The organism is Radiobacillus kanasensis (assembly GCF_021049245.1).
Lineage (GTDB): Bacteria > Bacillota > Bacilli > Bacillales > Amphibacillaceae > Radiobacillus > Radiobacillus kanasensis.
Genome location: NZ_CP088020.1, coordinates 339085 through 355379, shown reverse-complemented (window position 1 = coordinate 355379; position 16295 = coordinate 339085). Strand labels below are relative to the sequence as shown.

The following is a 16295-nucleotide window of genomic DNA, read 5'->3' as shown; positions in this document are numbered from 1 at the left end:
GCTGCCTTGCACCGAGGAAGCTTACTTCAAAGCGTTACTAGAAGACGCAGGTGCATCTTTCGGGGTCTTCACCTCGTGCTGTTCCCACAGGACAAGGAAAGCTCCTTCGGATAGACATCGCACGAAGAAAATGGTTCTTTATTTTCGAGGAGTCGGCTGCCCTCCACTCCAATCAACATATCATATTGACATAACCGAGTTAATATCTAAAACCTTGTAATTTTAATTAAATGATTTCTAGAGCAGAGTAATATTTCATGAAATTATTTTGTTATTTAGCTATCTCTTTACTACCTTTGGACCAGAAAACAACTGTAACAGTTTCTTAAAGATTTTTCACAAAATATCAATTTTCAGTTAGGATCAAGGCCAGGCTAGACATCTATGATAGCGAAGGCAGAATACGGAGACTCCTACCATGAAAATAAGGTTCTAATATATGGAAAAATGGCAATACTAAGGTAGACGCAGCTCATTCGTTTTTTTGAGGAGAGCGCCACATTCTAAGATCTAATGAAGTTGGAGATTAATTTTAAGACACTTTTGGTTCCACAATTGTCACTGTGTAACCTAAACTCTCTAATCTTCGTAGTGAATGCTTAACAACGGATTGTTGTCTTTGTTTGTCGAAGTAATCTTCTCCTAAATCTACATACATTTCTTTTCGTGTTAAGAGATAATAGGAGATTCGTAATATCGCATGAGCTACAACGATTCCTGCACGCTTTTTACCTTTACGTGAAGCTGTTCGCCGGTAAAGTGCACCAAGGTAGTTTTTGGATCCTCGAACAGAATGAGCTGCTTCAATCAGTGCTGATTTAAGATACTTGTTTCCATTCAACGTTTTAGATGATTTACGTTTTCCAGCACTTTGGTTATTTCCAGGAACTAATCCAGCCCATGAACACATTTGAGGTGCAGTAGGAAATTGCTCCTTTATATTTGTACCAAGCTCTGCAAGCATTTGTTCCGCCATTTTTCTCCCAATACCAGGAATGGAATCTAAACGGTCTATATCTTCTTGAGAGTCTTCCATCCTTTTCGCTATCTCTTTATCTAGTTTATCGATTTGATCCGTCAGGAAATCGATATGATCTAGAATCGTTTTTATCATGAACCGTTGGTGTTCTTGAACATACCCTTGAAGTGCGAGTTTCAATTCATCCTTTTTCTTCTTCATTACTCCTCTCGCAAAGGTTGTTAACTCTTCGAGATCATCATTTCCTTCGGATATGGATCGAAGCATATCACGAGCAGAAACTCCCATAATGTCAGAAACAACAGAACCAAGTTTGATATTAGCTCCTTCTAACACTTTTTGAATCCGATTATATTGTCTGGCACGCTCTTCAATAATACTTCGACGATAACGAACAAGTTCACGTAATTCTCGCTGGTTTCGATCAGGAATAAAACTAGCTTTAAGTAAACCGTGACGAAGTAATTTGGCTATCCATTCGGCATCTTTCACATCCGTTTTACGCCCGGGGACAGCCTTAATGTGTTGAGCATTCACAACTAGATATTCAATATCTTCTGCTTCTAGTAGATTGACAATGGGTTTCCAGTAGACACTTGTACTTTCCATTGCCACATGGGTACACTTATGTTTCTTCACCCAGTCCACCAACTCAATTAGATATATGGTTTTAGTTGAAAAAGTTTCAATCTCCTTTCCTTCTGTTGTAATGGCACAAGCGGTAATGGTATCCTTGTGGACATCCATACCACAAGCATTCTCAATGATTACATCCATTGAAAACATCCTTTCTACGGCAAATAATAATGGAGGCTGGCGCAACAACCAGAATAGGGTTAATCTACCATGAGTGCTTCCCTTAAAAGGAGCAACAGTCTGTGATGCACCGTGGTCGAAGGAGTCAGACTGCGGGTAGGGCTCTCACGCACCAAGGAGTCTCGACCTTCCTCATCCAGCCGTAGCATCAGTATAGCCACACAATAACTATTTTCATTCTCTGTGGTGTATAGCTGTTTTCGCGATACATGAATGACTGCGGGAACAGCGCGAGCCGAAGATCCCGCAGGAAGTGGGTTTCTTCTGAGGAAGCTGAGGCCGTGCCCGCGGAAAGCGGAGTATTCTGCCGGAGCGCTGGCATATAGCTTCACCCCTTATGTCGCATTTTCTATCAACTATGAATCAAGATCCAACTATTGAAAATTAACATTATAAGCTTCTTATCTTGAGACGTTCGTCTTTAGAGTTGGTAGTTATAGGGTTTGCCCATCTTCTTTTCTTAATGATATATAGCATTACGTCCACTTTGGCATATTCAATACGGTTACTCCGAGTATAATAGCTACAATACCTACAACCGTTTGAAGAGAGAATCCTTCCTTCCAAAACAATATCCCGATTATTGCTGTTAATGCTGTGCCTAACCCAGCCCAGATGGCATAGGTCATCCCGATTGGTAATTCCTTTAAGGTTAAGGACAGTAAATAGAAAGAAATACTATATCCAATAATAGCTCCAATTGAAGGCAGCAGTTTTGAAAATCCTTCCGACATCTTTAACATAGAACTTCCGACGATCTCCGTAATGATAGCAACAAATAGATAAAGGTATGCCATAAGAATCCCTCCGTTTATAAAATAAATAAACTGAAAATGTTTTTTTAGTTTCCGGATGCAAAAAGAGAAAGATGAACAAAAACTCATCTTTTATCCTCCGGTATCATGCCATAAAGTACTAAATCCACTATCTCGGTTAAAGCTTGGTTCACCGTAATATTATTTTTAAAGAAAAAGTTTTGGTCATAGGTCGTATCAACCGCTTCCCTTAACACCTTCATAATAATAACAATGGAATAGGTATCAATTACTTCTCCGTGCTTCATAGCGGCATTGACTAACTCTTCAATCTCAAGCCAATCCTCTTCTAAAGAATCATTAATCTTTTGCCATTGGTCCGGATAATATCTTTTCATTCCTTCCAAAACAGGTCGATCATAAATTTGGTAATACTCTGGCAACACGACCATAAGCTGCTTTATTTTTTCAATAAAGGTGAGCAATTGATTGGCCATGATTTCATTTGTTTTTTGATCGGTTTCAACTAAGATGTCATCAATGATTGTTTGAATGATTTCTTCTTTAGAAGCGAAATGTTCATATATCGTCTTTTTACTGATTCCCATCCTTTTTGTAATATCATCAACGGTGAAGCGCATACCGCTCATTTGAATTTCTTCAACTACTGCTCTTAATATTTTTTCTTTCATGCACGTAGACCTCGCTTATTCCTACTATACAACAAATAAACTATTTACGTTTCGTTAGTTTCTGTGTTCATTGTATGATATCTTTATTTTTCTGTCAATGGCTGTGCCTGTCCCTGAAAGGTATTCGCAAATGCTTCTGTCATTTCCTCTATTATAGATACATTCCAATCTGCCATTCGGTTCCGAGCTATTTCCACCAAAAGCTTGCTTTTAGAAGGCCAGTAAGTAATTTCCAAAACGCCTTTTTCACCATCTTTTTTAAGATGCCAATGATAGGACCCCTTTTTGGATAACAAGGTTGTTTTACTAGAAATGATTAATTGGAAACTCTGAATCACATGTTCCATTTCCTCCACGACCATTTCCTCATCTAACAACTTTACATTTTCTAATTTACTGTTTACCACTTCATATTTCAGAAAGCATCACCTCACATCGAGTCTTTTCCATATTATATATCATAAAAAAACTGCCGTTTCCAAAACGACAGTTTTTCTTCTAATCTTCTCCAATTATTTTAACTTCCCGTTCTAAGTCTACCCCGAACTTTTCTTTCACTGTCTTTTGGACCATTTCAATAACAGAAATGTATTCCGTCGCGGTGGCATTGTTTTTATTGACAATGAATCCCGCATGCTTCGTTGATACTTCTGCGCCACCAATCCCCTTACCTTGAAGCTCACTATCCTGTATAAGCTTTCCTGCAAAGTAGCCAGGTGGGCGTTTAAACACACTTCCACAGGACGGAAATTCGAGAGGTTGTTTCGATTCACGTTTAAAAGTTAAATCATCCATAATTTCTTTTATATCCGAATATTTCCCTGGTGATAATGTAAAGTGTGCTTCTAAAACGATTAACCCGCGCTCAGGAATGTTACTCGTACGGTAATCCAAATCTAAATCAGAAGCATCTAATTTCAAAATCTCTCCTTCACGGTCTACAACGACAGCATACTCTAAGACGTCTTTAATTTCTCCGCCATAGGCCCCTGCATTCATAAACAATGCACCGCCAACTGTTCCTGGGATCCCGCAAGCAAACTCTAAACCTTTTAAATTCTGTTCTAAGGCGAATCGCGAAACGTCAATAATTGCCCCACCACTTTGGGCAATGACTGCATGATTCTCCACCTTGATTTCTTTAAAACGCTTTAAGACTAAGACAATTCCTCGAATTCCACCATCTTTCACAATCAGATTGGATCCATTGCCTAAAAGGGTGAATGGAATATTATCTTTATTAGAAAGTTTTACGATTTTTTGAACTTCTTCGTAGGTTTCCGGTGTCACGAGATAGTCTGCTTTTCCACCGAGCTTCGTGTAAGTATGATTTTTTAATTCTTCATTTACCATCACATTTTCTTTAGAAGTAATGTGAACCAATTTTTCGTAAATATCTTGATGATTGATCATTGCGACCATTCCTTTAATCATTATCATTTTTCAAAACGCTTCTTCAAAATTATAGCAGTCTAATGAGCAGAACCGCAACTGTCGTTCAATAGCCCTTTGCACCAGTTATATGCAAATTATGAAGTTTTTGTGTCCGAATTTCCAGCATGTGGACGAACAGCATGTATTTACTATGGTATTTATCATGCTATTACTCTATAATCCTACTTTGGGATTAATTTTCCTAGGCACAAATTATCATTTTCATATCATGAAATCTATGCTATATTTATATACTAGTTTACAGATTCTTCACATTAGATTTACAAAATTAATAAGACGATCGGAAGCGAGGAAATCTCGCAGGCGCCAGAGCTAGACATCGATGCGCTATATATTTTGATGAATGACTTACAATCCCTAAAAAACTGGATGCCATCTAAGAATATTTTAGAATAAGGAAAGAAGGGAATATTATGAAGAAACTTTTCTCTTTTAAAATGAGTTTTTTCTTTTTGTCTATCGTATTTATTTGGTTTAAAACATATATGGCTTACACATTTGAATTTAACCTTGGTGTTGAAGGCACCATGCAGGAATTTTTACTGGTTATTAACCCACTGAGTTCAGCTATTGTATTCCTTGGTTTAACACTTTGGATGAAAGGGCGCAAGGCAGCGATATGGATGCTAATTGTCAATGTAGTTATGACAGTTGTCTTGATTGCAGATGTTCTATATTATCGTTTCTTTGACGATTTCTTAACGATTGCGACGCTTAGCCAATCTAGTAATATAGGAGAAATGCAAGAAGGAGTACTAGGTATTCTAAGCTGGCACGACTTGCTTTATTTTGTTGACTTGATTGTATTGACATTAATTGTTGTGAAACGACCTGAACTTAAGAACTTCCAATTACGCAAATGGGTATCTCCATTAGTTGTTATTGCTGGAACAGCTCTTTTCTTCATTAACCTTGGTTTAGCAAATGAAGATCGCCCAGAGCTACTTCAACGGACTTTTGACCGAAACTATATCGTCAAATATTTGGGATTGTACAACTACACAATCTATGATGGCATCCAAACAGCTCAAATCGAAGCTCAAAAAGCTTATGCGAGCAGCGATGATTTAACGAAGATCTCTAACTATACAACTTCGCACTATGCAAAGCCGAACGAAAAGTATTTCGGAATTGCGGAAGGTAAAAACATCATTAAGATTCACTTAGAAAGCTTTCAAACATTTTTGATTGATTACAAGCTTAATGGAGAAGAAGTTACTCCGTTCCTTAACAAGCTTGCTCACGGTCAAGATAATATGATTTACTTTGATAACTTTTTCCACCATACCGGACAAGGTAAAACGTCAGATGCAGAGTTAACGACAGATAACAGCTTATATGGTCTTCCTGAAGGAGCTGCGTTCATGACGAAAGGGTTAAACACCTATCAGTCTTTAGCAGAGATTCTAGACCAGAATAAAGAATATACAAGTGCGGTTTTCCATGCTGATGAAAAAACATTCTGGAACCGAAATCAGATTTATAAACGAATTGGGTATGACTATTTCTTCCATGATAAGTTTTACAATGTAACGGAAGAAAATTCCGAGAATCTTGGATTAAAAGATAAAGAGTTTCTTAGCCAATCCATTCCTTTGTTAACAGAACTAGAGCAACCGTTTTATGCACACCTCATGACGATGACACATCACTATCCATTTACTTTGGATGAAGAGGATGCAACGATTGCCAAAGGAACGACAGGTGACGAAACCGTTGATAACTATTTCCAAACCGCTCGTTATCTTGACGAAGCAGTGGAGCAATTGTTCAATGACCTGAAAGCGAATGGCCTTTACGATGATACAGTCGTTATCATTTATGGAGACCATAACGGAATCTCTACAAACCATAACCGAGCAATGGAAGAAGTATTAGGAAAAGAAATTACACCTTTCCAAAACGCTCAAAACCAACGAGTTCCTCTCCTTATGCACATTCCTGGCGTGGAAGGTGGAGTGAACCACACTTACGGTGGTCAAATCGATTTAATGCCTACCATTCTTCATCTACAAGGCATCGATAACCGTAAACTAATTAACTTTGGAACAGACCTATTCTCTGAAGAGCATGATGAAACAGTAGCGTTCAGAGACGGTGGATTTGTTACACCGAAATACACTTATGTAAATGATATCGTTTATGATACACAAACCGGTGAAGTCATCGAAGACGATGATACAGAAGAAATTCAAAAACTGAAACGGAATGTTATTCAACAGCTTCAACTTTCAGATGAAGTATTATACAAAGATCTTTTACGATTCCACGAACTAGAGAACTTTGAAAAAGTAGATCCGGCTAATTATGATTACACGGTCGAAGCTTTTGAAGAAAAATATGGAATAATACAACAGAAATAGCACACAAAAACGCATGGATTAATTAGTCCATGCGTTTTTGTTATTATCAGGCTGTTCGTCTTTCTTTACATAGCTGAGCTGAATAAATTACACTACCTACTTACAGACTCTGTTGCTGGTGCCGCAACTAGAGAATCTTCCTTTACTGTGCTTGGTTTTTTGACAAATAAAGAAATGATTAATCCAATTACTGAAATGCCTGTAATAAAGTAAAAAGCATATTTTACTCCTGCAGCTAATATTTCTGGCTGTGAGGCATCAGGAAAATCCATTAAATGCCCGTTTTGACCGGCTGAAAATACCGTAATCGCTATAGCTGTACCTGCCGCCCCTGCTACTTGATTCAATGTATTCATTGCGGCTGATCCATCTGCATATAACTCACGTGGTAATTGATTAAGTCCATTTGTTTGTGCCGGCATCATGACCATCGATAATCCAATACAGTTGACACCTAGAAGAGGCTGTCCTAGTTCGCCTTATATTATAGTAGCACCTAACGTGTTTTCAAAATGGCGTAATGCCCACTCATGCCCCGGCTGATCAAAGCTAGCTACGGCATCCTTATAGACAACGATCTTAAAGCCTTTATTATACGCATCAACAGCTGTATGAAGAACACAAATATCGGTACAAACTCCAATTAAGTGCACTTCTTCAATGCCTCTTTCACGCAATTTAATTTCTAGTTCTGTTCCTGCAAAAGCACTGTATCTTGTTTTATCAAAATAAAAGACAAAGTCTTCTCCTTTAATTTCTTCATATGTATCTTTCAGGCTACCATAGAGATCTCGGCCATCTGTCCCCTTAATGTTATGAGGTGGGAACAAAGCTGTCTCCGGATGAAACGAATCCCCTTCATCATGGCCATCAATGGCAAACACAACCATATCTTTTTTATTAGCAAAATGCTTGGTAATGTTTACGATATTTGCTTCGATTTCCTGACCTGGTTTTCCACATGTTAATTTCCCATCATCTGCAACAAAATCATACGTATAATCGATATTGATTAATGCCTTTTTAACCATTCCTCATACCCCTCTTCTTCCGATTAGGATGGTTTTATTCCATCTATGAATTATTGTACCATTTTATCTAATTTCTGTTTATCCCCCTTCCAAAATGAGTAAAAAAACCAATCAAAGGGTCCTTACCCCATGATTGGTTTTTCAGATGATTTATTTCTTTATCCCATCAATGCCACCATTAACGCTTTTTGTGCATGAAGACGATTTTCTGCTTCTTGAAAAACAACGGAATGGTTTCCATCAATAATCGAAGCCGATACTTCCTCCCCACGATGTGCGGGAAGGCAATGCATAAACGTATAATCTGAGTGTGCATGTTTCACTAATTCGTCATTGACTTGGAAGTCCGTAAATATTGCCTCTCTTTTCTCTTGTTCCTCCTCTTGCCCCATGCTTGCCCAGACATCTGTATAAATAACGTCTGCATCCTTAATAGCTTCTATTGGGTCGTTAGTCACTACCACAAAGGAATCGTGAGCAAGACTGATTGCTTTTTTCGTGATTCCTTCATCTGGTTCATAGCCTTTTGGAGAAGCGACACTTATGTCCATTCCCATAATAGCCGAGCCAAGCATTAGGGAATGCGCCATGTTATTTCCATCTCCTATATAAGCTACCTTTACTCCTTTTAAAGCACCTTTTACTTCCATGATCGTTTGCAGATCCGCCAACACCTGACAAGGATGATATGCATCGGTTAAGCCGTTAATGACTGGAATACTAGCATTCTCTGCAAGTTGTTGGACTAGTTCCTGTGAATAGGTCCGAATCATAATGCCGTCTAAATAACCCGAAAGTACCTTTGCTGTATCCGCAACCGGCTCTCCTCTTCCAATCTGCAAGTCTTTCGAACTAAGAAATAACCCTGAGCCACCTAATTGATAGATGCCAGCTTCAAAGGATACACGTGTTCTTGTGGAGGACTTTTCAAAGATCATACCAAGGGTCTTGCCCTTTAAAGGTTGCTCTTCTCGTCCTAGCTTTCGTTGTTTTTTCAAATGCAGAGCTAGTTCTAGCAAATAATCTAGCTCTTCTCTCGTATAATCTGCGAGCGTTAAAAAATCGCGACCATTTAGCTTTACTTGATCTAGCTCATTCACACTACTCATCATTTTAGAACACGCTCCTTTTTATTCAAGGTTTTACTTACATATTCATGGATGGCTAACGGAGATTCATAACTTCCAGTCGAAGCTTGTAAATAGAAACCTAGCGTTTCTTTGGAAGTAAAGCAGATCGTATCCATCTTCGCCGCAGCTTCACGAATATTCCCATCTAAACGTGTCTCATTAGAGGTACTACACACAACAGCACACTGTTTATCTAATATAAGGTTCACCGCATCTTTTTCGCTTATTTCCTGTACCATGATTCCATTCTTTTGTAGAGTTCTAGCTGTTAGCGGTGTAGCTACTACTCGAGCTTTTACCGTTTGTAACGTCTTGCCAAGCCCTTCTATCTCTAGTAAATCCTCCTCTGAGAATGAAACAAGTATCATTTCTTCCTTTCCTAACGGAAGGAGGCTCTTTTCTTTCCACCCGAATGCTTTCACCATTGCCGCTTCTATTGTTGATCCAATTCCAATTGCTTCGCCTGTTGATTTCATTTCAGGGCCAAGAAAAGGATCTACACCTGGCAACTTATTCGTAGAGAAGACCGGGATTTTAATAGCCACATGTGAGACTGCTTCATGAAGCCCTAAACTCCATTCCATATCCTTAAGTGACTCCCCTGTTTGAATTCTCGTTGCCAGATCAATTAAAGGAACACCTGTGACCTTCGTGGCGATTGGTACCGTTCTGGAGGCACGTGGGTTTACCTCTAGAACATAAACCTCATTTCGATCCTCGCTGAGGACAAACTGAATATTCATCATACCTTTGGCTTTCAATTCTGCCGAAATTTTTCGGGCGTATTCCGTCATTATTTGTTTGTGGGACTCTGTTAAATGGGCAGATGGAAAAATCGCCATACTATCACCTGAATGGATCCCTGCTTTTTCCACATGTTCAAATATACCTGGGATGAGAATATCTTCGCCGTTACATACCACGTCTATTTCCGCTTCATATCCTTTCACGAAGCGATCAATGAGCAACGGAAATAATTGATCCGTTGAAGTCTTTTCTACTTTTTCTAAGTAGGAAAGTAACTCCTCCTCGGATTGAATAATGACCATTCCTTTTCCTCCAATGACATAAGAAGGACGTAGGAGAATCGGATATCCAATCGATTGTGCAACCTTTTGTGCATCCTTAAAACTTGTAACTGTTGCGCCAGGTATATGAGGAATTTCTAGCTTTTGAAGCATATGGTAAAACTTCTCTCTATCCTCTGTTTTATCAATCGATTCGAGTGATGTACCTAGCACTTTTATACCTGCATGATGAAGTTTTTCGGCTAAGTTAATCGCGGTCTGACCACCAAACTGGACAAGTACCCCTTCTGCTTTTTCTCTCTCTATAATATGGAGGACATCCTCTATGGACAGTGGTTCAAAATATAAGTGATCGGCGGTGTTGTAGTCCGTACTTACCGTTTCTGGGTTGTTATTGACGACAATCGAACCTATTCCTTGATCTCTTAAGGAAGCTGCCGCCTGCACGGAGCAATAATCGAATTCTACCCCTTGCCCAATGCGAATGGGTCCAGAGCCGAGTACGAGGATTCGTTTCTCTTTTTGTAAATCCTCCACTTCATCAAACTCATTCCAAGATCCATAATAATAAGGTGTATCAGCGGAAAACTCTGCCGCACATGTATCCACCATCTTATAAGAAGGCTGTACTTTATAAAGGTCTAACTTTTCTTGCACATCCTTCTGAGTCACCTCACAAAGCTGAGCGATGATCGAATTTGTAAAGCCTAGGTTTTTCGCTTGCTTTAACAAACTCAAATCCATTTGCTGCCAATGTGTGTCCTTTAGCTTTTGCTCAAACTGAATCATGAAGCTTATCTCATAGAGGAAAAATTTATTAATAGCTGTTAAGGCATGAATGGCATCCACGCTATATCCTCTTCTTAGGGCTTCCGCCAAAATAAAGATTCGTTCATCGGTTGCTTCTACTAAGCCTTGTTCTAATTCTTCTTTTGTTAGCTGCTTTGTAAAAGAAGCTTCTAAATGCTCCAATTCCATATCTAAGGAGCGAATCGCTTTGTTTAAAGCAGCAGGGAAATTACGAGCTAACGCCATAACTTCTCCTGTGGCTTTCATTTGGGTACCTAGCTTCCGATCTGCATCTGTGAACTTGTCGAATGGCCAACGAGGTATCTTGACCGCTAAATAATCAATGGACGGTTCAAAGCTTGCATACGTATCACCCGTAATCGGGTTCAAAATTTCGTCCAAGTGATAACCTAGTGCTATTTTTGCCGCTATTCTTGCAATTGGATATCCTGTTGCTTTGGATGCTAATGCACTAGAGCGACTTACTCTCGGGTTCACCTCGATAATGACATACTCATCACTGTCCGGGTTTAGTGCTAGTTGAATATTACAACCACCGATGACTCCTAACTCCCGGATGACTTTACAGGACACGGTTCGAAGCATTTGATATTGACGATCATTCAATGTCTGGGAAGGAGCGACGACAATACTATCACCTGTATGAATACCGACAGCATCGATATTTTCCATGTTACAGACGATGATGCATGTATCATTAGAATCCCGCATGACTTCATACTCAATCTCTTTCCAGCCTTTTACGCTTTGTTCAATCAAGACTTGAGTAATCGGGCTTGCGTGCAAGCCACCCTTTACGATAGAAATAAACTGTTCTTCATTATCAGCAATCCCCCCACCAGCTCCACCTAGCGTATAGGCAGGGCGAATGATTAGTGGATAGCCGATAGAGGCAGCAAACTCCAACGCTTCTTCCAAAGAGCTTGTCGAGAGACTCTCAGGAACCGGCTCGCCGATTTCTTTCATCAAAGCCTTAAAGCTTTCCCGATCTTCCCCTTTTTGAATCGTATCTAAAGGAGTGCCTAAAAGCTCTACCTTATATTCTTGAAGAACCCCAGCATTCGTTAAGGAAACGGCCATGTTTAAGCCGGTTTGACCACCTAAAGTCGGAAGTAACCCGTCTGGACGTTCTTTTTTAATAATTTCCGTTATCGAGGCACAGGTTAACGGCTCTACATAAACACGATCCGCAATATAGGGATCCGTCATAATCGTTGCAGGATTGTTATTGACTAAAACGACCTCAATTCCCTCTTCTTTTAAAGCTAGACACGCTTGAGTACCAGCATAGTCAAACTCTGCCGCTTGCCCAATTACAATAGGACCTGAACCAATTACGAGTACTTTTTGGATATGATTAAGCTTTGGCATGTTGCTTCTCTCCCTTTTTCACCAGTTGACTAACAAACTGTTGAAAAATATGTTGACTATCGATTGGACCTGGATGTGCTTCTGGATGAAATTGAACACTCATCACAGATTTATCCTTATGAATCATCCCTTCAACAGACTTGTCATTCACGTGAATATGAGAAATCTGCCAAACCGCTTCATCAATCGTTTCTCCATCGACGACATAGCCATGATTTTGTGACGTAATATACACCTTACCTGTTATGAGATCTTTGACAGGATGGTTACTGCCGCGATGTCCATAAGGCAAGCGCATTGTTTTAGCACCATGAGCTAACGCAATCAATTGGTGACCTAGGCAAATTCCCAATGTCGGAAACGCGTCACTTATTTGTTTAATCGTCTCTTTTAAATAGGATAGATGCTCTGGATCCCCTGGACCATTGGAAAGAACCACACCATCTGGATTCAGCTCTTTTAGCTGAGATAATGTCGTTTGAAATGGAACGACAGAGACATCGCAGCCTAATTCAAGTAAGGACTGCATAATCGAATGCTTATATCCGTAGTCCATTACGACAACATGTGGATTTTTCTCTTTATCCTGTTTTGTTTTCGTATAGAAATGCAACACGTTCGATACAGATACTTTTTGCACAATCTCTCTATCTATTTCCTGATGAACAGATGTATCCTTAGGATTACTTGTCATCTTGCCATATACTTCTCCATGCTCTCGAATAATTCTTGTCAAAGCTCTCGTATCTAAATCGTACAGAGTTGGAATATTATAGGTTGTAATCATATCTTTAATGGTAAAGCTAGATTGGTAGTGTTCTGGTGTATGGCATGGGTAGGAAATAATAAACCCTGAAAGAGAAGGTTTTATTGCTTCGAAATCGATATCATTTAAACCATAGTTTCCAATAAGCGGGTAGGTCATCGTCACAATTTGCCCAGCATAGGATGGGTCCGTCATGACCTCTTGATAGCCAGTCATTGCCGTATTAAATACCATTTCTCCTTCTGTTTGTCCTGCTTCTCCTAACCATTTTCCTTCCAAAACATCTCCTGTGCTTAATACGAGGTAACCTTTTGTCTCTTCCACCACTCTCAAACCTCCTGTAAAACGGATAAATATTCTATTAAACTAATATTTATACATAAACTTGTATAGAAAAGGGCAATTGTTACCATTGCCCTTTAATTTTATCTGCATGTATTTGTATCCAAGCTTCACTTTCTTCAAACAAAGTTTTAGACTGATCGTACTGTTCTTGCACACGGTTTCGAGCTGGTCCTCCTTGAACATTTCGTGCATTCACAACCGCTTCCGGTGCTAGTTTCTCAAAAATATCTTCCTCTACTAATTCAGAGAATTTGTGGAATTCCTTTAAAGTGAGATCTAATAGATATTTGTTTTGTTCGATACAGTACAATACAATCTGACCAACGACGGAATGCGCTTCTCGAAAAGCTAGTTTTTTCCCTACTAAATAGTCGGCCAAATCTGTTGCGTTTGAAAAATCCTTACGTACCGCTTGATACATATTTTCTTTTTTCACAACCATCGTTTCAATCATTGGTGCAAATAGTGCGAGCGCTCCTTTTATTGTATCCACTGTATCAAACATGCCTTCCTTATCTTCCTGCATGTCTTTATTATACGCCAGTGGCAATCCTTTTAAGGTGGTCAGTAATCCCATTAGGTTCCCAAATACACGACCCGTTTTCCCCCTTACCAACTCTGCAACATCAGGATTTTTCTTTTGTGGCATCATGCTGCTTCCGGTACTAAATGCATCATCTAATTCTACGAAGCTGAATTCAGCACTTGACCACAGGACAAGCTCTTCTGAAAGACGGGACAGATGCATGACGATGACTGATGCATTAGATAGAAGCTCTAAAACAAAGTCACGGTCACTTACAGCATCTAAACTATTCTCACAAATACCATCAAACTGAAGCTGCTCCGCTACAAACTCCCGATTGATTGGAAACGTAGTTCCTGCCAATGCTCCTGCTCCAAGCGGGGATTTGTTAACACGTTTAAAGGAATCCATTAATCGCTCTAAATCGCGTTGAAACATAGAAACATACGCCAAAAGATGGTGAGCAAAAAGAATGGGTTGCGCACGTTGTAGGTGCGTGTATCCCGGAAGTACGGTATCCATATTTTGCTTCGCTTGCTTATGAAGTGCTTTCTGTACTTCTAATAGTAGGTTAGTAATATCTAAGATTGCTTCCCTAGCATATAGACGCATATCCAAGGCGATTTGGTCATTTCGACTTCTCCCGGTATGAAGCTTTCCACCAACTGGTCCAACCTCTTCAATGAGTAATCGCTCAATATTCATGTGAATATCTTCATTTTCTACCGTTAACAGTGACTCATCGTGGTCGATTTGATTCTGTACTTTGAGAAGACCATCTGCAATCTGCTGTGCGTCCTCTTGCGAAATGATGTTACATTTCGCAAGCATGTTAACATGGGCGAGACTCCCTTGAATATCGTAGCGAGCTAGTTTTTTATCAAATGTAATAGATGCCGTATATTCATCGACTAATTCATTTGTTGGTTTTGTGAAACGTCCGCCCCATAGCTTCATTGCTTCACTGCTTCCTTCACATCGACAATTACCTTTTCAACGGACGTATCCTCTTTCTTATAAGACTTCGTTACAGAGGAATGAACTTGGGTTGGAAGTCCCCATAGCTTAATGAAACCAAGAGCAGCATCGTGATCAAACGCGTCTCCCTTGTTATAGGTTGCTAAATCAAAATCATAAAGAGAGTTAGCAGATTCACGACCAACAACCTGCGCATGGCCTTTATATAGTTTTACTTTTACAGTGCCAGAAACAAATTCTTGTGTTTCCTCAATAAATGATTTTAAAGCATTCGTTAATGGAGAATACCATAAACCATCGTAAACCGTTTGTGCTAGTTTTTGTTCAATCGTCGGTTTAAACTGAGCAACCTCTCTTGGAAGTGTTAATGCTTCTAGCTCTTGGTGCGCTGCGATGAGCGTTAGAGCTGCTGGACATTCATAAATTTCACGAGATTTAATTCCTACTAGACGGTTTTCTACATGGTCAATCCGTCCTACTCCGTGTTTTCCAGCAATACTGTTGAGTTCTAGGATTAGCTCTTCCAACGGCAAGGATTTTCCATCGATAGAAACAGGTTTTCCTTTTTCAAATGTAATCTGAACAGTTTGAGGTTGATCAGGTGCGTCCTCTGGATCTACGGTTAAATCATAGGCTTCTTTTGGTGGTTCTGCCCATGGATCTTCAAGAATTCCACACTCATTACTACGTCCCCATAGATTTTGGTCCACACTATATGGATTATCCAAATCAACCGGAACTGGAATTCCGTTCTCTTGCGCGTAAGCAATTTCTTCATCACGAGTCATTTTCCATTCCCGAACAGGTGCGACAATTTTGAGCTCTGGATTTAAAGCGGTGAATGCTACGTCAAAACGGACTTGGTCGTTCCCTTTCCCTGTACACCCATGGGCCACTGCAACAGCGCCTTCCTTCTCAGCAATATCTACTAATACTTTCGCGATTAATGGACGGGACAGCGCGGAAACGAGCGGATACTTTCCCTCGTATAGTAAATTAGCTTTTAATGCTGGTAATACATATTCATTCGCATATAAGGCCTTGGCATCCACAGTATAGGACTTTATCGCACCTACATCTAATGCTTTATTTTTCACAAATTCTAAGTCTTTACCTTCTCCAACATCTAAACCAACAGCAATTACGTCATAATTATATTTATCTTGTAACCATCGAATCGCAACAGATGTATCCAATCCTCCGGAATATGCTAAAACGATTTTTTGTTTTGTCATTTCTGTCTCCCCTTT

13 protein-coding genes are annotated in these 16295 nt (G+C 39.6%); 1 reads left to right on the top strand and 12 read right to left on the bottom strand.

What is annotated here, in order from left to right; genetic code table 11:
- Positions 1 to 532: 532 nt before the first annotated feature.
- The 5 genes from KO561_RS01915 to murB all read right to left on the bottom strand — a co-directional run bounded on the left by KO561_RS01915 (position 533) and on the right by murB (position 4655).
- Entirely contained in the window at positions 533 to 1756 is a 1224-nt protein-coding gene (locus KO561_RS01915; RefSeq protein WP_231093844.1) for an IS110 family RNA-guided transposase, read from the bottom strand.
- A 515-nt stretch (positions 1757 to 2271) separates the two neighbouring features.
- Positions 2272 to 2592, bottom strand: a complete 321-nt coding sequence (locus KO561_RS01910) for a DMT family transporter (protein WP_231095487.1) — start codon at positions 2590 to 2592, stop codon at positions 2272 to 2274.
- 83 nt (positions 2593 to 2675) lie between these two features.
- A complete protein-coding gene (locus KO561_RS01905) occupies positions 2676 to 3242 on the bottom strand; it encodes a TetR/AcrR family transcriptional regulator (protein WP_231095486.1) in 567 nt (188 codons plus the stop codon).
- Between the two features lie 83 nt (positions 3243 to 3325).
- Positions 3326 to 3598, bottom strand: a complete 273-nt coding sequence (locus KO561_RS01900) for a hypothetical protein (RefSeq protein WP_231095485.1) — start codon at positions 3596 to 3598, stop codon at positions 3326 to 3328.
- Positions 3599 to 3740: 142 nt separating this feature from the next.
- Positions 3741 to 4655 (bottom strand): UDP-N-acetylmuramate dehydrogenase, encoded by a 915-nt coding sequence (gene murB / locus KO561_RS01895; RefSeq protein WP_231095484.1) that lies wholly within the window; start codon positions 4653 to 4655, stop codon positions 3741 to 3743.
- A gap of 455 nt (positions 4656 to 5110) precedes the next feature.
- Between murB and KO561_RS01890 the strand changes: the two genes are divergently transcribed.
- Entirely contained in the window at positions 5111 to 7060 is a 1950-nt protein-coding gene (locus tag KO561_RS01890) for a lipoteichoic acid synthase (RefSeq protein WP_231095483.1), read from the top strand.
- Positions 7061 to 7152: 92 nt separating this feature from the next.
- Here the strand turns inward: KO561_RS01890 and KO561_RS01885 are convergent, their stop codons facing one another.
- The 7 genes from KO561_RS01885 to KO561_RS01855 all read right to left on the bottom strand — a co-directional run bounded on the left by KO561_RS01885 (position 7153) and on the right by KO561_RS01855 (position 16280).
- The gene (locus tag KO561_RS01885; protein WP_231095482.1) at positions 7153 to 7485 is read right to left on the bottom strand and encodes an MFS transporter; all 333 of its coding nucleotides are present in this window, start codon (positions 7483 to 7485) and stop codon (positions 7153 to 7155) included.
- A gap of 54 nt (positions 7486 to 7539) precedes the next feature.
- A complete protein-coding gene (locus tag KO561_RS01880; protein WP_231095481.1) occupies positions 7540 to 8091 on the bottom strand; it encodes a cysteine hydrolase family protein in 552 nt (183 codons plus the stop codon).
- A 158-nt stretch (positions 8092 to 8249) separates the two neighbouring features.
- A complete protein-coding gene (gene argF, locus KO561_RS01875; protein ID WP_408004857.1) occupies positions 8250 to 9200 on the bottom strand; it encodes an ornithine carbamoyltransferase in 951 nt (316 codons plus the stop codon).
- Positions 9200 to 12430, bottom strand: a complete 3231-nt coding sequence (gene carB, locus KO561_RS01870) for a carbamoyl-phosphate synthase (glutamine-hydrolyzing) large subunit (RefSeq protein WP_231095478.1) — start codon at positions 12428 to 12430, stop codon at positions 9200 to 9202. The genes argF and carB overlap by 1 nt, the downstream gene beginning before the upstream one ends.
- Positions 12417 to 13520: a carbamoyl phosphate synthase small subunit gene (locus KO561_RS01865; protein ID WP_231097025.1), complete on the bottom strand. Its 1104-nt coding sequence runs from the start codon at positions 13518 to 13520 to the stop codon at positions 12417 to 12419. Before KO561_RS01865 ends, carB begins: the two co-directional genes overlap by 14 nt.
- A gap of 82 nt (positions 13521 to 13602) precedes the next feature.
- The gene (argH, locus tag KO561_RS01860) at positions 13603 to 15024 is read right to left on the bottom strand and encodes an argininosuccinate lyase (protein ID WP_231095476.1); all 1422 of its coding nucleotides are present in this window, start codon (positions 15022 to 15024) and stop codon (positions 13603 to 13605) included.
- Positions 15021 to 16280 (bottom strand): argininosuccinate synthase, encoded by a 1260-nt coding sequence (locus KO561_RS01855; RefSeq protein ID WP_231095474.1) that lies wholly within the window; start codon positions 16278 to 16280, stop codon positions 15021 to 15023. Before KO561_RS01855 ends, argH begins: the two co-directional genes overlap by 4 nt.
- Positions 16281 to 16295 lie beyond the last annotated feature (15 nt).